At 62.2% G+C, this 18,557-nt stretch carries 17 protein-coding genes; 8 read left to right on the forward strand and 9 right to left on the reverse strand.

The window, feature by feature from the left end; translation table 11 throughout:
* Nucleotides 1-26 precede the first annotated feature (26 nt).
* On the forward strand, nt 27-1,799 hold the full coding sequence (locus BLT75_RS14745) for a sensor histidine kinase (protein WP_093033206.1): 1,773 nt from the start codon (nt 27-29) through the stop codon (nt 1,797-1,799).
* Between the two features lie 13 nt (nt 1,800-1,812).
* The gene (locus tag BLT75_RS14750) at nt 1,813-3,150 is read left to right on the forward strand and encodes a sigma-54-dependent transcriptional regulator (RefSeq protein WP_093033209.1); all 1,338 of its coding nucleotides are present in this window, start codon (nt 1,813-1,815) and stop codon (nt 3,148-3,150) included.
* A 76-nt stretch (nt 3,151-3,226) separates the two neighbouring features.
* Here BLT75_RS14750 and BLT75_RS14755 read toward each other — a convergent pair whose 3' ends face one another.
* Nucleotides 3,227-4,450: a glycerophosphodiester phosphodiesterase family protein gene (locus BLT75_RS14755; RefSeq protein WP_093033212.1), complete on the reverse strand. Its 1,224-nt coding sequence runs from the start codon at nt 4,448-4,450 to the stop codon at nt 3,227-3,229.
* Between the two features lie 534 nt (nt 4,451-4,984).
* Here BLT75_RS14755 and BLT75_RS14760 point away from each other — a divergent pair.
* A complete protein-coding gene (locus BLT75_RS14760; protein WP_093033215.1) occupies nt 4,985-7,837 on the forward strand; it encodes an Rne/Rng family ribonuclease in 2,853 nt (950 codons plus the stop codon).
* Between the two features lie 31 nt (nt 7,838-7,868).
* Here the strand turns inward: BLT75_RS14760 and BLT75_RS14765 are convergent, their stop codons facing one another.
* On the reverse strand, nt 7,869-8,102 hold the full coding sequence (locus BLT75_RS14765; protein WP_093033218.1) for a sulfurtransferase TusA family protein: 234 nt from the start codon (nt 8,100-8,102) through the stop codon (nt 7,869-7,871).
* A gap of 126 nt (nt 8,103-8,228) precedes the next feature.
* On the opposite strand from BLT75_RS14765, the gene BLT75_RS14770 reads away from it, so the two are divergent.
* From BLT75_RS14770 to BLT75_RS14785, 4 genes are all read left to right on the forward strand, one after another.
* Nucleotides 8,229-8,981, forward strand: a complete 753-nt coding sequence (locus BLT75_RS14770; protein WP_093033221.1) for a cytochrome c biogenesis CcdA family protein — start codon at nt 8,229-8,231, stop codon at nt 8,979-8,981.
* An 81-nt stretch (nt 8,982-9,062) separates the two neighbouring features.
* A complete protein-coding gene (locus BLT75_RS14775) occupies nt 9,063-10,295 on the forward strand; it encodes a hypothetical protein (protein ID WP_093033224.1) in 1,233 nt (410 codons plus the stop codon).
* Nucleotides 10,292-11,644: a cytochrome P450 gene (locus BLT75_RS14780; protein WP_093033227.1), complete on the forward strand. Its 1,353-nt coding sequence runs from the start codon at nt 10,292-10,294 to the stop codon at nt 11,642-11,644. Before BLT75_RS14775 ends, BLT75_RS14780 begins: the two co-directional genes overlap by 4 nt.
* Before the next feature lie 69 nt (nt 11,645-11,713).
* Entirely contained in the window at nt 11,714-12,595 is an 882-nt protein-coding gene (locus BLT75_RS14785) for a fructose bisphosphate aldolase (protein ID WP_093033230.1), read from the forward strand.
* Nucleotides 12,596-12,640: 45 nt separating this feature from the next.
* Here the strand turns inward: BLT75_RS14785 and BLT75_RS14790 are convergent, their stop codons facing one another.
* The 4 genes from BLT75_RS14790 to fumC are packed head-to-tail and all read right to left on the reverse strand — an operon-like array spanning nt 12,641 to nt 15,075.
* Nucleotides 12,641-13,249: a DNA-3-methyladenine glycosylase I gene (locus BLT75_RS14790; RefSeq protein ID WP_093033232.1), complete on the reverse strand. Its 609-nt coding sequence runs from the start codon at nt 13,247-13,249 to the stop codon at nt 12,641-12,643.
* A gap of 37 nt (nt 13,250-13,286) precedes the next feature.
* Nucleotides 13,287-13,508 carry a ribbon-helix-helix domain-containing protein gene (locus tag BLT75_RS14795; protein WP_093033235.1) on the reverse strand — a complete coding sequence of 74 codons (222 nt, stop codon included), beginning with the start codon at nt 13,506-13,508 and terminating at the stop codon, nt 13,287-13,289.
* Nucleotides 13,505-13,681: a DUF4169 family protein gene (locus tag BLT75_RS14800; protein ID WP_093033237.1), complete on the reverse strand. Its 177-nt coding sequence runs from the start codon at nt 13,679-13,681 to the stop codon at nt 13,505-13,507. Before BLT75_RS14800 ends, BLT75_RS14795 begins: the two co-directional genes overlap by 4 nt.
* Nucleotides 13,681-15,075 carry a class II fumarate hydratase gene (fumC, locus tag BLT75_RS14805; protein ID WP_093033240.1) on the reverse strand — a complete coding sequence of 465 codons (1,395 nt, stop codon included), beginning with the start codon at nt 15,073-15,075 and terminating at the stop codon, nt 13,681-13,683. The genes BLT75_RS14800 and fumC overlap by 1 nt, the downstream gene beginning before the upstream one ends.
* 174 nt (nt 15,076-15,249) lie before the next feature.
* On the opposite strand from fumC, the gene BLT75_RS14810 reads away from it, so the two are divergent.
* Nucleotides 15,250-15,813 (forward strand): hypothetical protein, encoded by a 564-nt coding sequence (locus tag BLT75_RS14810; protein WP_245706539.1) that lies wholly within the window; start codon nt 15,250-15,252, stop codon nt 15,811-15,813.
* Between the two features lie 35 nt (nt 15,814-15,848).
* On the opposite strand, the gene BLT75_RS14815 is transcribed toward BLT75_RS14810, so the two are convergent.
* From BLT75_RS14815 to BLT75_RS14825, 3 genes are all read right to left on the reverse strand, one after another.
* Nucleotides 15,849-16,301: an SspB family protein gene (locus BLT75_RS14815; RefSeq protein WP_093033312.1), complete on the reverse strand. Its 453-nt coding sequence runs from the start codon at nt 16,299-16,301 to the stop codon at nt 15,849-15,851.
* An 80-nt stretch (nt 16,302-16,381) separates the two neighbouring features.
* Nucleotides 16,382-17,629 carry a chromate efflux transporter gene (chrA, locus tag BLT75_RS14820; RefSeq protein ID WP_093033243.1) on the reverse strand — a complete coding sequence of 416 codons (1,248 nt, stop codon included), beginning with the start codon at nt 17,627-17,629 and terminating at the stop codon, nt 16,382-16,384.
* Nucleotides 17,626-18,441: a chromate resistance protein ChrB domain-containing protein gene (locus tag BLT75_RS14825; RefSeq protein ID WP_093033246.1), complete on the reverse strand. Its 816-nt coding sequence runs from the start codon at nt 18,439-18,441 to the stop codon at nt 17,626-17,628. Before BLT75_RS14825 ends, chrA begins: the two co-directional genes overlap by 4 nt.
* Between the last annotated feature and the right edge of the window lie 116 nt (nt 18,442-18,557).

The raw sequence follows: 18,557 nt of genomic DNA on the forward strand, positions 1-18,557 counted from the left end.
GCCCCGCGCGGGCGTAGCTTGGGTGTATGAGGAAACCACTTCGTCCGAATGGTGACAACACCAGCTGGATCCGCACCGGGCAGCTCAGCTGGCGGGTGCGGCTGGCGCTTGTCGTGGTCCTGGTCTGTGCCGTGGCAACAGTCTGGACCACCAATCGCCTGCTGACTGACCGCTTTACCGAAAGCACCCGAAACCGGGCCGAACTGCGTCTGGCGCTTTATTCGGGCAACTTGTTGAGCGAACTGCGCCGCAACGCCATCGTGCCGCAACTTTTGGCCCGCGATCCGACACTGATTTCCGCGCTGCAATCCAGCAACTATTCACAATCGACGCAGCGGCTGATTTCCTTTGTCGAAGAGATCGGCGCGGCATCGTTGATGCTGCTTGACCGGGACGGACGCACGGTGGCCGCAACCGATCGCAACAGGCTGGGTGAATTGCATCGGTCCGCGACATATTTCGTCGAGCCGGTGCGATCCAATGCGACCGTGTTTTCCGCCTTTCAGCATGAAGCCGGAGGTTTCCGCTTCACGTATTCGCGCAGGATGGAGGATAGTTCTGGCGTTCTCGGCGTGATCGTTGTCGAAGTCGATCTGCAGAAGTTCGAGCGTGCCTGGTCAGGCATCTCGGATGCGGTGTTCGTGACCAACACCGAAGGCACCATCCTACTGTCCACCGAACCGCGCTGGCGCGGTCTGCAAGAGGCCGAAGCCCTGAGCCGGCAAACGCCGGAGAATGCCATCGAACGGGCGATCCGGGTCACAGCCGACTGGACCGCACTGCCGGCTGATGCCTATCTGCGTGGCGAGGCGGTGATCCGGATGGACAGCCGCATCCCGTTTCGCGGCTGGCAGATGACCTCTTTCACGACCTATGCCTCGATTCGCGAGCGGGTGAACGGGGTGCTGGCCCTGGAAATCATGGGATTCGCGATTCTCCTGGCGCTCAGCTTCTATGCCCTGAGCCGGCGCACCGCGTTCCGAATGGCGCTGTTCCAGCGCGAGTCGGCGGAGCTTCGCGCGCTCAACGCCCGGCTCCAGCGGGAAATCGCCGAGCGCGAGAGGGTGCAAAAGACGCTCGAAGTGGCCGAGCAGACCCTGGCGCAAAGCTCGAAACTGGCCGCCTTGGGAGAAATGTCGGCAGCGGTCAGCCACGAGTTGAATCAGCCGCTGGCGGCGATGAAGACCTATCTTGCGGGGGCGCGCCTGTTGCTGCGCCGCAACCGGCCCGAAGAGGCGCTGGCCAGCTTTGGCCGTATCGACGACCTGATCGAAAGGATGGGAGCGATTACCCGCCAGCTGAAGTCCTATGCGCGCAAGGGGCAGGAAACGCTTTCGCCAATAAACATGGGCGAGGCGCTGATCGCATCCCTGTCGATGATGGAACCGCAATTGCGTCAGCGGCAGGTTCAGATCACCCAGATCCTGCCGGATCGTCCCGTGCTGGTGATGGGGGATCGGATGCGCATCGAACAGGTGATGGTGAACCTCTTGCGAAACGCGCTTGATGCTACCAAATCGGTACGTAATCCCGAGGTTGAAATCATCCTGGCTGCGGGCGAAACCGCGACCTTGACGGTGCGTGACAATGGGGATGGCATCAAGGATTTCGAGAATATCTTCGAGCCGTTCTACACGACCAAGCAGCCAGGTGACGGGGTCGGGCTGGGGCTTGCAATCTCCTCGGGGATCGTGAACGACCTTGGCGGCCGTCTGACGGCGCGCAACGGGCAACATGGCGGGGCGGTATTTGAAATGCAGCTGCCAATCCTGGAAGACGGTCTCGAGGCCGCAGAATGACGAGGTAACGCGGATGGCGCAGGCCATGAAAATTGCGATTGTCGACGACGAACAGGATATGCGCCAGTCAATCAGCCAATGGTTGGCGCTGTCGGGATACGACACCGAAACCTTTGCCAGCGCCGAAGAGGCGCTTAAGGTTCTGGGGCCCGACTACCCCGGTATCGTGATCTCGGATATCAAGATGCCCGGCATGGACGGCATGCAGTTCCTCAAGAAGCTGATGGGGGCGGACAGTTCGTTGCCGGTGATCATGATCACCGGTCACGGCGATGTGCCGATGGCGGTCGAGGCGATGCGGGTCGGCGCGTTCGATTTCCTGGAAAAGCCGTTCAACCCTGACCGGATGTCCGATCTTGCCAAGCGCGCCAGCAATGCGCGGCGTCTGACGCTGGACAACCGGGCGCTCAGGCGCGAGCTGAGCGACGGGTCCCAGATCATGAAAAAGCTGATCGGGACCAGTCCGGTGATGGAGCGGCTGCGCGAGGACATCCTGGATCTTGGCCAGGCCGACGGGCACGTTCTGATCGACGGTGAAACGGGCACCGGCAAGACCCTGGTGGCGCATGCCCTGCATGCGGTCGGAAGCCGTGCCGGCAAGAGATTCGTTCTCGTGTCCTGCGCGGCCCTTGAGGAAGACGCTCTGGCAAAACGGCTCTTTGGCCCGATGCAACCGGAAGACGCGCAATTGCCGGCGATCGAGGAAGCACGCGGCGGCACCCTGGTTCTGGAAGATATCGAGTCGCTCAGCGATGCCCTGCAGGCCAAGCTCCTGTCGGTCATGAACGAGCAGGGCACCCCGGCCGAGACACGGATCATCGCCATTTCGAACCTGCAGGAGGCGGGTAAGACCAGCGAGGACGTGCTGCGCCCGGACCTTTTCTATCGTCTTGCCGCGTTGCGCCTGACCATGCCGCCGCTGCGACAGCGGGGCGAGGACATCCTGACCCTCTTCACCCGGCTGAGCGAGCAGTTTGCCGAGGAATACGGCTGCGACGCGCCGCAGGTCAGTGCGCAGGAGGCGGCGCAGCTGTTGCAGGCGCCGTGGCCGGGCAATGTGCGCCAGTTGATCAATATCGCCGAACGCGCGGTCTTGCAGGCCCGGCGCGGCTCGGGGACCATTGCCTCGCTCCTGATGTCCGATCACGAGGACATGCAGCCTGTGATGACGACCGAGGGCAAGCCGCTGAAAGAATATGTCGAGGCGTTCGAAAGGATGCTCATCGACAACACGATGCGCCGCCACAAGGGTTCGATCTCGGCGGTGATGGACGAACTGTGCTTGCCGCGCAGGACCCTGAACGAGAAAATGGCCAAATATGGCCTGCAACGCGCCGACTACATCAGCTAGTTTCCACAACGCATTGGCATGAAACGACAAGGGCGGGAAATTCCCGCCCTTTCCGTGTTTTGCTCTGTGTTGCAGATCAGTTCGTGCCGGCCGCCATGCAGGAGGCGTAATAGGTCGTGGTCGCGGGCCAGTCAGAGAACATCGCCTCGATCCCGACCTCTTGCGCAAGGACGTCCAGCAGGGCGAAGTAATCGCCGTCGTTGTTCGTCACATCCTTGACCGATTGGAAATACCAGCCGCCACCGTTCGCCAGCGGGCCGGAGCGCTCCAGCGTCCAGGTGATGATCTTGAGGCCAGCGGCCTTGGCTTCCCTCGCGTAGGCGGACGGGACCATCTTGCCGTCTTCGGTGGTGACCAGCATCCACATCGGGGGCGCGATATAGTTCACGCCCATCTCTTTCAGTTCCGCCATGGTCGGCTTGAAGGTGGTGGGATCGTTCGCGTCGATCAGCCCCTCATCCTCGTCCGATGCCTCGTAGCGATCGTCCAGATAGACGGCCTGCGCGCCGAATTCCGGCTCTGCCTTGATCCAGTACTTGATGTCATCCAGATTGAAGGACTGCGCCCAGACATCCGAAGCAGGCACACCGGCAGCCTTGTATTCGTCGATCATCGCCTGGGCGTAATCTTCCTGGGTCATGCCGTCGTAGGGCATCTCGACGGAAGGCGCCTTCAGCTCGGGTGTGAATTTCACACCCAGTTCCTTGAACAGTGCGATGGATTCGGCATGGGTCATCACCTTGCCGTTGGTGGCATAGAGATCGGTGCGCCAGTTCGCGGTGCCGTTCATGTATTCGGCGGGCGTGGTGCCTTTTGCATTTGCGGCATCCATCTTGCCGGTCAGGGACTTGAATTCGGCAAGGGTCAGGTCCGAGGTGCGGCATTCGGCCTTGGCCGCCTCGCCCCCGCTTGCGGGCACGAAGGGCTGGGTGCAATTCGCCGCCAGATCGGTGGCCAGAATATTCGTGGTGGTGTGCAGGTCGTTCTGCGCATGGCGGCAGACCAGTTGCTTGTCGGCGGTAAAGGTCACGTCGCATTCCAGAATGCCTGCGCCCATGAGCGCGGCGGCGCGATAGGATTGTTCGGTGTGCTCGGGGAACAGCATCGCGGCGCCGCGGTGGCCGATCGAGAAGGTCGAGCGCACAGGCTCGACATCGGCGCAGGCAGCCAGCTTGTCTTTCAGCGGACCCGCCTCCATTGCGTCGATCAGGAACGCGGGGCGGGGGCCAAGTTCAATGCGGTCGGCAAAGGCTGGGGCGGCGGCAGCCAGCGCCAGAACGGATAGGGTCAGGTGTTTCATCGGTCAAATCCCTCGTCGTGAAACATGTCGGTTCACGATCCTTGGCTTGTGCGCGTGACAGGGCAGCGAAGATTTCGTGACGGGGGCGTAAACTCTGTGCGACAGGCGCGTTGCGGGGTCATCGCCGCAGTTCGCGCATTTTCCCCATTGTCTTTGCATCTTTGAAAGTTTTATGGTGAGAGAACGGCAAAGGGCGCGTTGCGTCCGCCGCGTGAGTTTCGCTGCTCTGCCCCCGTTGGCACAGATCCCGGAGACATAGCAGACCGATTGGCCCCTGACCGGGGCAAAGCAATGCCTTCGCCCGCTTGCCGGGTGACAGGAATGAATGGGCAGGCTTGGGAAGGTCCCGACCTGTCGGAGAAGAACCGCGATGACGCGCGCACAACTTTTGAGTGGACGAGCAGAGGGGCCAAGAGCCGATCTCTGCCGCGCTGCGTCTCATATCGCCCTGACAAGACACCCGCCAAATCGCGACCACCTTGGGACGGCTCTGCCGCCAGGGAGGGCGTGCGCGGTGCGGTGCACCAAGGAAACATGGCAAAGAAGATGCTTATCGATGCCACCCACGCGGAAGAAACCCGCGTTGTGGTGGTTGACGGAAACAAGGTCGAGGAATTCGATTTTGAATCTGAAAACAAACGTCAGCTAGCGGGCAATATCTATCTCGCAAAGGTTACGCGGGTCGAGCCCTCGCTTCAGGCTGCATTCGTGGATTACGGCGGGAACCGGCATGGCTTTCTCGCCTTTTCGGAAATCCACCCCGATTATTACCAGATCCCGGTGGCCGATCGTCAGGCGCTGATGGAGGAAGAGCGCGCCTATGCCGAAGCGCAGCGCGCCCGTGACGAGGATGAGGACAGGCCGAGGCGCAGCCGCAACCGGACGCGCAGCAAGGCGGCGTCGGCAAGATCCGATGACCCTGTCGAAGTCATGGAACCGGTCGAGTCCGAAATCAGCGGCATGGAAACCATCGATCTGAGCGGCGACGAAAGCGATGAGATCGATGTCGCCGAAGGTGTCTCGCCGATGGAACGTGTCGGCGAAACACCGGTGGAGGAACCGGAAGACAGCCCGACCGAGGCGGAAGACGCCGCTTTGGATGAGGCGGCCGAGGACGACGGTGACGACAATCACGATCACGGAGCGGGTTCGGCTCCGTCGGATGCCGCGTCCAAGGATGACAGCATCGAATCCATCGCCGAAGAGGACGATGTCGAGGATCTGCGTCCGCCGCGCAAGCCGCGTCCGCGCAAGTACAAGATCCAGGAAGTGATCAAGGTGCGCCAGGTGATGCTGGTGCAGGTGGTCAAGGAGGAGCGCGGCAACAAGGGCGCTGCGCTGACAACCTATCTGTCGCTGGCCGGCCGGTACTGTGTCCTTATGCCGAACACCGCCCGTGGCGGTGGCATCAGCCGCAAGATCACCAATGCCGCGGACCGCAAGAAACTGAAGGAAATCGCTGCCGAGATGGATGTGCCTTCGGGTGCGGGCCTGATCGTGCGTACCGCCGGCGCCAAGCGCACCAAGGCCGAGATCAAGCGGGATTACGAGTATCTTCAGCGCCTGTGGGAGCAGATCCGCGAATTGACGCTGAAGTCGATCGCGCCCGCCAAGATCTATGAAGAAGGCGACCTGATCAAGCGCTCGATCCGCGACCTTTACAACCGCGACATCGACGAGGTGCTGGTCGAAGGCGAAGGCGGCTACCGTATCGCCAAGGACTTCATGAAGATGATCATGCCGTCGCACGCCAAGAACGTGCAGCGGTATGAGGACCAGTTGCCGCTGTTCGCGCGCTACCAGGTCGAAAGCTACCTGAACTCGATGTTCAATCCGGTGGTTCAGCTGAAATCGGGTGGTTACATCGTGATCGGCGTGACCGAGGCGCTGGTGGCGATCGACGTGAACTCGGGCCGCGCCACCAAGGAAGGCTCGATCGAGGAAACCGCGCTCAAGACCAACCTTGAGGCCGCCGAAGAGGTGGCGCGTCAGTTGCGCCTGCGCGATCTGGCCGGCCTGATCGTCATTGACTTCATCGACATGGACGAGCGCAAGAACAATGCCGCCGTCGAAAAACGACTGAAGGACAAGCTCAAATCCGACCGTGCCCGCATCCAGGTGGGCCGGATCTCGGGTTTTGGCCTGCTCGAAATGAGCCGTCAGCGCCTGCGCCCCGGCATGATCGAGGCGACGACCCAGCCGTGCCCGTCGTGTCATGGCACCGGCCTGATCCGGTCGGACGACAACATGGCGCTCAGCATCCTGCGCCAGGTCGAGGAGGAAGGCACTCGTCGCCGTTCGCGCGAGGTTCTGGTGCGCTGTCCGGTGGGCATTGCCAACTTCCTGATGAACCAGAAACGCGAACATATCGCCCAGATCGAAGCGCGCTATGGCATGTCCGTGCGCATCGAGGGGGATCCGCATCTGGTAAGCCCGGATTTCAGCCTTGAAAAGTTCAAGACCGCCACGCGCGTGGTACCTGAAGTGCAGGCTCCCGTGGTCTCGGTCGATACCCGCCTGATGGAACAGGTGGACGCCGACGAGGCTGCGGAAGACGAGGCAGAGGTAGAGGCCGAGGCCGAGGCCGAGGATACCCGCAGCGAGACTGCCGCGAACGGGGATGGTGAAGGCAAGCCCAAGCGCAAGCGCCGCCGCCGCCGCCGGCGCAAGGGGAACGGTTCGGGTGAAAACGGCTCGACCGGTGAAACCAGCGAGGAAAATGGCACCGGCGACGCAGATGAGGATGAAGAGCCCGCCGTCTCGGAGCAGGTGACGGAAACGGAACCTGCGGAAAGCGTCGCAGAGACCGAAACACCGGCCGAAGTCGAAGCGGAACCCAAGAAGCCGACCAGAAAACGGACCAGCAGGAAAACCGGCAGTTCCAAGTCCAAGACCGCGCCGAAAGCCGAAGCGGAAGCCGAGCCTGTCGCGGCGGAAAGCGCCGGGGACGAAGCCGAAACGCCTGCAGAAGACGAGAAACCTGCAAAAACCAGCAGAAGCCGTTCTCGCTCCACGTCCAGCCGCAAGAGGACTGCTAAGGCGGCAGAGGCCGAGTCCGGTGCAGTCGAGCCCGCCGTGCAACCCGAAGAGGCGGTTGCCGAGGCCCCAACGGATGTGACCGAAGCCGCGGCCGAGGAAGTTGCGCTCTCCGAACCCGCGCAGGACGCTCCGGCACCGGAAGAAACCGTGCCCGCAGCGGCAGAAGCCGAGGCGGCGCCGCAAAGCTCCGCCGAGGAAAAGGAACCCGAACCGCAGGTGGCTGCCGACGCGGATACCCCGGAAGAAGAGGCTCAGCCGGAATTGGCTGGCGCCACCGTTGCAGCCGAGCCCGAACCCGAAACCGAGCCGAAACCCAAGCGGCGCGGCTGGTGGTCGGTCGGTCGCTGATGAACAAAGGCGGGTCTTGGACCCGCCTTTTTCATTTTCCCTTGCGTATGAGATAGATCTGGTGGTCTTCGGCCTCCTCCTGCCCGATCAGGGCATGGCCGGCCTCGGCACAGAAATGTGGCACATCGACAATGGCGGCAGGATCGTTGGCCAGTAACCTCAGAACGGTTCCCGGCGCCATGGATTTCAACCGTTTGCGGGCCTTTAGGACGGGCAGGGGGCACAAGAGGCCAAGCGCGTCCAGTGTGTCGATATCGTTTGTCATGCAGCGGAGATAGACCCCGTCCGCATAGCTGTCCAGCCGCCTTCGACGGGTGCGCAAGGCAGGGCCACGAGGATGTGACCTCATTGCCCCGTGACGACGCCTGCGCAATCGCCTATGTGCTGTGGCATGTTCGGAATTGATATCATCGACGCGGGTCTCTTGCCCGCCATGTTCGTGGCCCTTCTGGGGGGGATCGTGAGCTTTCTCAGCCCATGTGTCCTTCCGATCGTGCCGCCCTACCTGGCCTATATGAGCGGCGTCAGCCTGGGCGAGATCCAGGATCAGTCCGCTGCAAGGCGCAAGGCGACGCTCGCGGCCCTGTTCTTCGTTCTCGGCCTTTCGACCGTGTTCCTTCTGCTGGGGTTCACCGCTTCGGCCTTTGGGGCGTTCGTGCTGTCCAATCAGGGGCTGTTCGCCAAGATATCGGGCCTCGTGGTGATCGTTTTTGGCCTGCATTTTCTTGGCGTCTTCCGTATTCCGATCCTGGATCGCGAGGCCCGGATGCAAACAGGCGATACCGGTGGATCGGTGTTTGGCGCATATTTGCTGGGACTGGCATTCGCCTTTGGCTGGACGCCCTGCATCGGTCCGCAGCTGGGAGCCATCCTGTCGCTTGCGGCGTCTGAGGCTTCGGTTGCGCGCGGAACTTTGCTTCTGGGCATCTATGCTGCCGGGCTGGGCGTACCCTTCCTGCTGGCGGCGATGTTCCTGGGACGCTCGATGGTGATGATGAATCGGATCAAACCATACATGGGGACCATCGAGAAGGTGATGGGCGGGCTCCTGCTTGTTGTCGGTATCATGCTGGTGACGGGTCTGTTCACACAGTTCAGCTGGTGGCTCCTGGAAACATTCCCCGGCCTTGCCGCCCTGGGCTGAGCGGCGCGGGATCGGCCTCTCGATGCAGTCTTAATCTTGCCCCAGTGATCAGCTAAGCTCGACGGCAAAAGAGGTCGAGCAATGAGCAGTGTCACACCAGCAGGACAGGTGCGCAGCCGCCGGGTGTTCTACATACCCGGCTACGATCCCATACATCCCCGTCGCTACCGTGAGCTTTACCGCAAGGAGAGCGCCGAACAGGCGAAGATATCCAAATACCAAGTGCTTCTGAAACCCAAGAAGACCAAGGGTGCTTATGGCTGGCATGTGATCTCGGAACAGGACGGGGTGTCGGTCGAAACGGATGTCGAGGTCCTGGTCTGGTCCGATATCGTGCGCGACAGCATGTCGAATTCGATTCCGGCGACTTACCTGCAACTGGCGCGCACGGCCTGGACCTATATCGGCTCGGGCGTGCTCTGGCGGCTGATGAGGTTGCGCAAGGGGCCGGTGATCGCGGCGCTCTATCCGGTCGGGATGTTGCTGGTCCAGGCTTTGGCCGCGCTGTTGCTGATCTGGCTGGGCTGGTGGCTGGGCGGGCTGGCCGGGCAATGGCTTGGCGCCTTTGCAGGGCTGGCGGCCGGACTGGCGGCAGCGGTGGCGTTGCTGCGCTGGTTCCGGGGCAAGGATGGCAAATTCTTCGCCTACTACCTCATGCACGACTACGCCTATTCCGCCCGCTGGCGAGGGGCCAATCCGCCCGAACTGGAAGAGCGAATTGCAGCCTTTGCCGAGCGGATTGCCGAAGCCCTTTCCGGTCCTGTGGACGAAGTGCTGGTGGTGGGCCACAGTTCCGGCGCCCATGTGGGCGTGTCGGTGCTGGCCGATCTGATCCGGGCGGGCCGGGTGCCGGCGGATGGCCCGGCCCTGGGGTTTCTCACCCTGGGGCAGGTGGTGCCCATGGTTTCCTTCCTGCCCGATGCATACCGGCTGCGGTCGGACCTGCATTACCTGAGCGCGCGCACGGAGCTTGCATGGGTCGACGTTTCCGCGCCGGGCGACGGTTGTGCCTTTGCGCTGTGCGATCCGGTCACGGTCAGCGGCGTGGCCCCTGACCAGGGAAAACGCTGGCCCCTGGTCGTTTCGGCGGCCTTTACCCAGACGCTCAGCCCCGGCCGCTGGGCGGAACTGCGCTGGCGGTTCTTCCGGTTGCATTTCCAGTATCTGTGCGCTTTCGACCGGCCGGGCGACTACGACTACTTTCGTATCACCGCCGGGCCGCTGACGCTGGCGGCACGCTATCGCGACCGCCAGCCGTCGAGGTCCCGTATTGACGCGGCGGTCGGGAAATACACAGCGATGGCGCCCGCATGATCCCGCCCAAACCCGCTTCGCGCCCGGACAAGGTTTCGCTTTGGCGCTATCTGAAATTGTTTCGGCAAGATTTGTTGTCGGCTCAACCCGGGCGGCTCTACCGCGCCTGGATGGCTGAGTTCCGCACGCCGTTTTTCCGTTCGTTTCTGGTGAATCAGCCCGACCTGGTGGACACGGTGCTGAAGGGCCGGCCGGATGACTTCCCGAAATCGGGCCGCATCAGCGAAGGGTTGCGGCCCTTGCTGGGCGACTCGGTCTTTCTGACCAACGGGGCGACCTGGAAACGCCAGCGCCGTATCATCGACCCCGCCTTCGAAGGGGGACGGCTGCGCGACACATTCCCGGCCATGCGGGAAGCGGGCGAGGCAGCGGTGACTCGACTGCTTGCGCGTGCAGGGCAGGAGACCGAGATCGAGGAGGTCACCAGCCACGCCGCTGCGGACGTGATCTTTCGCACCCTGTTCTCGATCCCGATCGAGCACGAGGTTGCAGCCGAGGTCTTCTCCCGCTTTCGTGCCTATCAGAGGGCGCAGCCACTGTTGAACCTGGCGGCTTTCGTGCCGCTGCCGCGCTGGGTGCCGCGGTTCCATTCGCGCCAGACGCGGGCGAACGCCGCGATCATCCGCAGCCTGATCCGGCAGTTGACCGACGCGCGCATGTCCGAAATCCGCAACGGCACGGCGCCCGACGATCTGGCCACCAAGATCATGACGACGACCGACCCCCAGACCGGCGATCGGTTCGACACAGCCGAGATGGTCGATCAGGTGGCGATCTTTTTCCTTGCCGGTCACGAAACCAGCGCTTCGGCCCTCGCCTGGACCTTGTACCTGATGGCGCTTTACCCTGACTGGCAGGAAAGGTTGGCCGAAGAGGCGCGCGAACTGGACAGTGATCCGGGGTTTGGCGTGATGTCGAAGCTGCGCCTCAGCCGCGATGTGTTTCGCGAGGCGCTGCGCCTCTATCCTCCGGTCCCGATGATGGTGCGCGAGGCGACATGCCCTGAACAGTTCCGGGATCGCAGGGTCCCCAAGGGGGCTCAGATCGTGCTCAGCCCCTGGCACCTGCACCGGCATGAACGCCTGTGGGAGCGTCCCGACGCGTTCGACCCGGTCCGCTGGCAGACCGAGAACGGCAAGGCCTGCCAGCGCAATGCCTATATTCCGTTTTCTGCCGGACCGCGCGTCTGCACCGGGGCCGGGTTCGCCATGGTCGAGGGGCCACTCATCCTGTCGATGCTGCTGCGCCGCTTCCGGTTCGAACGGATCGCCGACCGCGACCCGGTTCCGGTGGCGCATTTGACGGTGCGGGCGGCGGATGGCATCTGGCTGCGCGTCCTTCAGCGCTAACATCCTACCATCCTGCCGCACCATGTTATATGCGATGCCAAGCGGAATCACATTGTATGGGAAAGACATATGTCCAAGGCACAAATGCGCGAAAAGATGGCAAAAGGCGCGGGCTTTATCGCGGCCCTGGATCAGAGCGGCGGTTCGACCCCCAAGGCGCTTGCGCTATACGGTGTCGACGCGGCGCAATACGGGTCCGAGGAAGAGATGTTCGACGAGATCCAGCGCATGCGCGCACGGATCATCCTGGCCGATGACTTCACCAGCAAGAAGGTGATCGGCGCGATCCTGTTCGAACGCACCCTGGGCGAGAGCATCGAAGGCCGAAAGGTCGCCGACTACCTGTGGAACGTCAAGGGCGTGGTGCCCTTCCTGAAGATCGACAAGGGGCTTGAGGATCAGGCCAACGGCGTACAGCTGATGAAGCCGATTCCGGGTCTGGCGGCGACGCTGGCAAAGGCGGAAGGCGTGTTCGGCACCAAGGAACGCTCGGTCATTCACGAGGCCAATGCCGAAGGCATCGCCGCCGTGGTGGCGCAGCAGTTCGATGTGGCGCGCGAAGTGATCGCCGCCGGCATGGTGCCCATCGTGGAGCCCGAGGTGAACATTCATTCCGCGACCAAGGCCGAGGCCGAAGAGATGCTGAAGGCCGAGATCCTGAAGCACCTCGACACGCTGGGCGAGGGCCAGGACGTGATGCTGAAGCTGACCATTCCCAGCGTGGCGAACCTCTATGACGAACTGGCCGATCATCCGCGCGTGGTGCGGGTAGTGGCCCTGTCGGGCGGGTACTCGACGGACGAGGCCTGCGACTTGCTGAGCCGGAACGGAAAGATGATCGCCTCCTTCTCGCGCGCCCTGACCGAGGGCCTGTCGAAACAGCAGTCGGACTCGGAGTTCAACGCGGCGCTTGGCGGAAACATCGACAAGATTTACCGCGCGTCGCTTTGATCTTGTACGAAATCGAAGACCGGGCCGCGGTGCCGCGGCCCGTTTTTATTCTGGGCGGGTGAAACCGGCCCGCATCCTGGCGGCCTTGTCGCGCATCACACAACCGCGCGCATGGTCGTTGACCAGCCCCATCGCCTGCATGAACGCGAAAACGGTGGTCGGGCCCACGAACTTCCAGCCGCGTTTTTTCAGATCCTTCGACATGGCTGTCGAGGCGGGGATGATGCTGGCGCTCTGCGGCTCCGGCAAGTCCGCCGGATCGGGCTCGAAAGCCCAGACATAGGCCGCAAGGGAACCGTGTTCGGCCAGCAGGTCGCCCATGCGGCGGGCATTGTTGATCACCGCCTCGATCTTGCCGCGGTGCCGGATGATCCCGGCATCGCCCAGCAGTCGGTTCACTTCGGTGTCGCCATAGTCGGCGATCCGGGTCCAGTCGAACCCGTCGAACGCTGCGCGAAAGTTCTCGCGCTTGGCCAGGATCGTGCGCCAGCTGAGACCGGATTGGAACGTTTCGAGGCAGAGCTTCTCGAACAGGCGCCTGTCGTCGCCCACAGGGTAACCCCATTCATTGTCGTGATAGTCGAAGAATTCCGGCGCGGCCTGACACCAGCCGCAGCGCGGTTGCCCGTCGGGGCCGGGGATTGTTGTGGTCATGATCCCTCCTCCTGCGCCTTGCCCGGAATGGCCTGCGTCATTGGCCTTGCCGATACCAGTTCAGAACATAGACCCTAATCGCCGATGCCAGTCCGGTTTCCGGGTCGCGCTGCGCGTCGATATCGGCGGCCAGGACATTGATCGGCAGGCCTCGCGCCTGCGCGATCTCGCGAAATGCACGCCAGAACTCATCCTCCAGCGACACCGAGGTGCGATGCCCCCTGAGCGTCAGCGAGCGTTTGACGGGCGGTCGGCTCATTCCTCGACCTCGTGGCCTTCAAGGTCCCGGCGCGCCTTGTCCGCGCGGGCGCGGTCGAGCTGCTTTTCGGCCTTGCTACGGCCGAATTTCACCACGTTCTGCTCGGCGCGCGCCTTTTTCTCGGCGCGGGCCTTCTGTTTGCGGAACTGGTTGAGGTTGACCGGCTTGCCCATCAGTCGCGCGGCCCGATCATCTGTTCCGGCCGTACCACCCGGTCGAATGTCTCTTCGTCCACAAACCCCAGCCGCACCGCTTCTTCCCTCAGCGTGGTGCCGTTCTTGTGCGCGGTCTTGGCGACGGTGGTTGCATTGTCGTAACCGATGATCGGAGCAAGCGCGGTGACCAGCATCAGGCTTTCCCGCATCAACTGGTCGATCCGCGTCTTGTTGGCGCGAATGCCCAGAAGCATACGTTCGGAGAAACTGGCAGCCGCATCCCCAAGCAGTTGCATGGACTGCAACAGGTTGTAGGCCATCATCGGGTTGTAGACGTTGAGTTCAAAATGCCCCTGAGAACCGGCGAACTTGATCGCCGCGTCGTTTCCCATCACGTGGGCCGCGACCTGAGTCAGCGCCTCGGCCTGGGTCGGGTTGACCTTGCCCGGCATGATGGAACTACCCGGCTCGTTTTCCGGCAGGATCAACTCGCCAAGGCCCGAACGGGGGCCGGAGCCAAGAAACCGGATGTCGTTGGAGATCTTGTAGCAACTGCCCGCTACTGTCGCCAGAGCACCCGACATGAAGACCATCGCGTCATGGGCAGCCAGCGCTTCGAACTTGTTGGGCGCTGTGACCAGTGGCATGCCGGTAATTGCGGCCATGTTGGCCGCCACCGTTTCCGCCCATCCCGCATGGGTATTCAGGCCGGTGCCCACCGCCGTGCCGCCCTGAGCCAGTTCGCAAAGACCGGGCAGGGCGGTCTCGACCCGCGTGATCCCCATCCGGACCTGGTGGGCGTATCCGGAAAACTCCTGTCCCAGGGTCAGCGGGGTGGCGTCCTGAGTATGGGTGCGGCCGATCTTGACGATGTCGCGGAATTCCCCGGCCTTCTGTTCCAGGCCGGCCAGCAGGGCGTGCAGCCCCGGCAGCAGCACGTCCCGCGCAGTCAAGACCGCGGCGATATGCATGGCGGTGGGAAAGGTGTCGTTCGAGGACTGCCCCATGTTCACGTGATCGTTCGGGTGTACCGGAGTCTTGGAGCCGATATCGCCGCCCAGAATCTCGATCGCGCGATTCGAGATGACTTCGTTGGCATTCATGTTCGACTGCGTTCCCGATCCGGTTTGCCAGACGACCAAGGGAAAATGGGCGTCGAGCTTGCCATCGATCACCTCGTCCGCAGCGGCGATGATCGCTGATGCCAGATCGGGAGCAAGCCGACCGCTGGCGGCGTTTGCCTGTGCGCAGGCCTTCTTGACCACGCCCAGTGCCCGCACAATGGCAACAGGCTGCTTTTCCCAGCCGATCGGAAAGTTCAGAAGCGACCTTTGTGTCTGAGCGCCCCAATACCTGTCCAGGGGCACGTCGATCGGGCCAAAACTGTCGGTTTCAGTACGCGTCCTTGTCATACGGGGCCTCCGTCCGCCTGTCGGGATCCAGAGTTGCCCGCCAGACCGGGGTGTGCAAGGGGAGATGGGCGTTTCAATGGTTCGGATCACGCTATTTTTCCAAGTGGGGTACTCCTGCGTTGTTAGAAGCGCGGAGCGCGCTAATATATGTTCAGTCAGCCACAGGAGGCCGAAATGCGTGCCGCGACCGTTTGCCTATCGTTTCGTAACATCTGGATGCTGGCCATTGCCCTGCTGGCGGCCATTGCGCTGGCATTGCCTGTTTGGGCTGCTGACATCTCGGAATTCGTGGGCGATTACGAAGGAAACGCCGACCTGGTCCGGGCCGATGGCACAGTCGAGCCCCGCGACATGAGTGTCTCGATCGCGGAAACCAGGGATGGGTTCAATGTCAGCTGGTCGACCACGATCCAGAAACCCGATGGCCGGATCAAGGAGAGCGACTATTCGGTGGATTTCCTGCCCAGTCCCCGGGAGGGAATCTATGCCGCTGCCATGACCAGGAACGTGTTCGGACATGCAGTCCAACTTGATCCGATGAAAGGCGAACCCTATGTCTGGGGCCGTATCGAAGGGGATACCATGACCGTCTATTCGTTGTTCGTCGCCGATGATGGCGGTTACGAATTGCAGCAGTTCGACCGGACTCTGGCCGAAGGCGGCCTGATGCTCAAGTTCTCGCGCCTCAAGGACGGCGTCGAGCAGAGGTCGGTCGAAACTTTCCTGGCACGGCAGTAACGGGCCGGCCGCGCACCTGGCGCAGGCCGGTCGGATCAGTGTTTGCGGAAACTGTCGAGTGACACGACCTCGGCTTCTGTCTTCTCGTCGCCGGTTTCGTTTTCGTCCTCGTCGTCCTCCTCCTCCTCGTCGATATCCGCGCTTTCGAAGCGCAGGCCAAACTCGACCGAAGGATCGACGAAGGTTTTGACGGCGTCGAACGGGATATAGAGCGGTTCCGGCGAATCCCCGAAGTTGAGCGTGATCGAGAATCCTTCGTCATCCACCCGCAGGTTTTCATACCAGTGCTGGACAACTATGGTCATCTCGCCCGGGTAACGGTCGGAAAGCCAGTCGGCCAGCTCGACATCGGGGTGCCTGGTATCGAAGGTGATGAAGAAATGATGGGCTCCGGGCAGCCCGTTGTGCTCCACATCGGTCAGGACGGTTTTGATCAGCCCGCGCATGGCCGTGTGCATCAAGTTGCCATAGTCGATGTCTCGCGACATATCATTTCCCCATTCGAATTCGACGATCAGCATAAAAGATTCGGTCGGAAACAAAAGAGACTGTAGCAGTCTATTTCCGATCACAGTGCATGACAGGCCAATCCCGCCAAGGATGACAGCAGCAGCGTCTCACCCATACCCCTGCGCAACAGCAGCAACCATACCGCCGCGACCCCCGAAAGCACCGCGGCGACCGGCTCGAAGTCGCTCCAGATCGGGAGGGGAAAGGACATCGGACCGATGCGCGCAATCTCTGTCTGCGCAAAGAAAACATGAAGTGCAAACCAGGTCGACAGGTTGAGGATGACACCAACGACGGCCGCCGTTATCGCCGCCAAAGCCGCCGCAGGACGGGGGCGACCGGCAATCCGGTCCAGATAGGGAGCAGCGGTGAATATCCATAGAAAACAGGGAACAAAGGTTGCCCACAGCGCGACCAGACCCGCCGCAAGCGCCATTGCCGGCCCCTCGGCCAGATACCCTGCCAGCATCGCCACGAACTGGGTGACGAGAATTAGCGGGCCCGGTGTCGTCTCGGCAAGCCCCAGGGCGTCGATCATCTGCCCGGTGCTGATCCAGTGGTGCTGATCGACGACCGTCTGTGTCATGTACGCCAAGACCGCGTAGGCGCCGCCAAAAGTGACCACCGCGAGTTTGGCGAAGAACCAGCCGAGATCGGCGAGCAGCGCGGGTCCCTGGAGGGAGAGCCAGAGAAGCGGACACAGCCAAAGCGCGGACCAGAACAGCACGGGACCGATCCGGAAGCGGCCGCCATCCGGCCCGGACGCGGCCGGGGCCTTGGAACTGGTCGAGACGAAACCCCAAAGCCCGGCCGCCGCGACGATCAAGGGAAATGGTATCGAAAAGAGGAAAATCGACACGAAGGCAAGGCCCGCGATGATCCAGGCCGAACCACTGGTCAAAGCCCGTACCCCGAGTTTGTGCAGGGCTTGCACCACGATCACTATGACGGCGGCCTTGATACCCAGAAACGCGGATTGAACAAGTGGCAAATCTCCGAACGATACGTAGAGAGCCACGAGCGCCGCGATGACCAGGGCTCCGGGCAAGACGAAAAGCCCACCCGAGATCAGGCCGCCCGGAATTCCCCTCAATCGCCAACCGGCATAGGTGGCAAGCTGCATTGCCTCTGGCCCAGGCAGCAACATGCACAAGGAAAGGGCGCGCAAGAACGTTTTTTCATCCAGCCACCGGCGTTGTTCGACCAATTCGTGAAGCATGAGCGAGATCTGTGCGGCCGGCCCGCCAAAGGAGAGCAGACCGATCCGTCCGAAGACCTGCACAAGGTTCCGCCAGGAGGGTGTCATGCTATGCGATCCGCAGGCCAGTCGTGGGTTTCGCCATGCCCGTCTCGGGCCCATCGGTAGAGCGCGTCATAAAGGATCATGCCCGCGTCCAACTGGTCGTGATCGTCCCGGTATTGTCTTGACAACCCGACCGAAATCGCCAGTAGCCCGGCCGCCTGCGGGGCGATCTGGTGCCGGTCGGTGTCGGCGCCGCGAACCACGAGTGACAACCGGTCCAGCGCCTCGGTGCGCAGGCCGAATTCATCGAGCATTGTGTCAAAGGTGCATTTCTCGCCGCGATGCGACCAGAATACGCCTTCGACGTCAAAAGGCGTCGCGCCATAGCGGTTGGCCACACCCAGCACCTGATCGGGAGAGACAAACAGAAACCTCGCGCCGGGATCCACAAATCGGCGGATCAGCCATGGGCAGGCAATGCGGTCGATCTTTGGGCGGTGGCGAGTGACCCATAGGGTGGCACCTTCGACCGGCTCGGGGAGAGCACCCGCGGGAACGCGAGGGGTGTCCGTGTAATCACGCCAGCCGAAATTGCCGCCTTGCAAGTATTCGGCGAAGTGCCCGTCGTTTCTTAGCCGGGCGACAAGCCCCTGGCTGAGCTTGATGCCCTGCTGGCAAATGACGATACAGCGCCGTCCGGCGAGTAGAGAAACCAGGCCGGCATAATCGGTGTAAGGGTGGCGAAATGCACCGGGGATCAGGAACGGGTCGTCTGCGAAATCCGGGTCGATGGATATATCGACCAGAACCGGGCAATCCGGTGTGCCAATCAGACGCAGCAGTTTCGGTACGGTAATTTCATTTGGCGCAGCCATGGCATGCTCCTCTCGTCAAAGGATACATGCGAAACTTGGGCCGGAGCCTCACGGGGCGTTCGCAGGCGACCCCATGGCTTTAGCGTTATGCAACGGGGCAGGCCCTGTCAACGCTC

Origin of the sequence: Ruegeria marina (assembly GCF_900101475.1) — a bacterium.
Lineage (GTDB): Bacteria > Pseudomonadota > Alphaproteobacteria > Rhodobacterales > Rhodobacteraceae > Ruegeria_B > Ruegeria_B marina.

Excerpts from the sequence above, each read along its gene's own strand:
- BLT75_RS14745 (WP_093033206.1), top strand. The coding sequence starts at position 27 with ATGAGGAAACCACTTCGTCCGAATGGTGACAACACCAGCTGGATCCGC.
- BLT75_RS14750 (WP_093033209.1), top strand. The coding sequence starts at position 1,813 with ATGGCGCAGGCCATGAAAATTGCGATTGTCGACGACGAACAGGATATG.
- BLT75_RS14755 (WP_093033212.1), bottom strand. The coding sequence starts at position 4,450 with ATGAAACACCTGACCCTATCCGTTCTGGCGCTGGCTGCCGCCGCCCCA.
- BLT75_RS14760 (WP_093033215.1), top strand. The coding sequence starts at position 4,985 with ATGGCAAAGAAGATGCTTATCGATGCCACCCACGCGGAAGAAACCCGC.
- BLT75_RS14765 (WP_093033218.1), bottom strand. The coding sequence starts at position 8,102 with ATGACAAACGATATCGACACACTGGACGCGCTTGGCCTCTTGTGCCCC.
- BLT75_RS14770 (WP_093033221.1), top strand. The coding sequence starts at position 8,229 with ATGTTCGGAATTGATATCATCGACGCGGGTCTCTTGCCCGCCATGTTC.
- BLT75_RS14775 (WP_093033224.1), top strand. The coding sequence starts at position 9,063 with ATGAGCAGTGTCACACCAGCAGGACAGGTGCGCAGCCGCCGGGTGTTC.
- BLT75_RS14780 (WP_093033227.1), top strand. The coding sequence starts at position 10,292 with ATGATCCCGCCCAAACCCGCTTCGCGCCCGGACAAGGTTTCGCTTTGG.
- BLT75_RS14785 (WP_093033230.1), top strand. The coding sequence starts at position 11,714 with ATGTCCAAGGCACAAATGCGCGAAAAGATGGCAAAAGGCGCGGGCTTT.
- BLT75_RS14790 (WP_093033232.1), bottom strand. The coding sequence starts at position 13,249 with ATGACCACAACAATCCCCGGCCCCGACGGGCAACCGCGCTGCGGCTGG.
- BLT75_RS14795 (WP_093033235.1), bottom strand. The coding sequence starts at position 13,508 with ATGAGCCGACCGCCCGTCAAACGCTCGCTGACGCTCAGGGGGCATCGC.
- BLT75_RS14800 (WP_093033237.1), bottom strand. The coding sequence starts at position 13,681 with ATGGGCAAGCCGGTCAACCTCAACCAGTTCCGCAAACAGAAGGCCCGC.
- fumC (WP_093033240.1), bottom strand. The coding sequence starts at position 15,075 with ATGACAAGGACGCGTACTGAAACCGACAGTTTTGGCCCGATCGACGTG.
- BLT75_RS14810 (WP_245706539.1), top strand. The coding sequence starts at position 15,250 with ATGCGTGCCGCGACCGTTTGCCTATCGTTTCGTAACATCTGGATGCTG.
- BLT75_RS14815 (WP_093033312.1), bottom strand. The coding sequence starts at position 16,301 with ATGTCGCGAGACATCGACTATGGCAACTTGATGCACACGGCCATGCGC.
- chrA (WP_093033243.1), bottom strand. The coding sequence starts at position 17,629 with ATGACACCCTCCTGGCGGAACCTTGTGCAGGTCTTCGGACGGATCGGT.
- BLT75_RS14825 (WP_093033246.1), bottom strand. The coding sequence starts at position 18,441 with ATGGCTGCGCCAAATGAAATTACCGTACCGAAACTGCTGCGTCTGATT.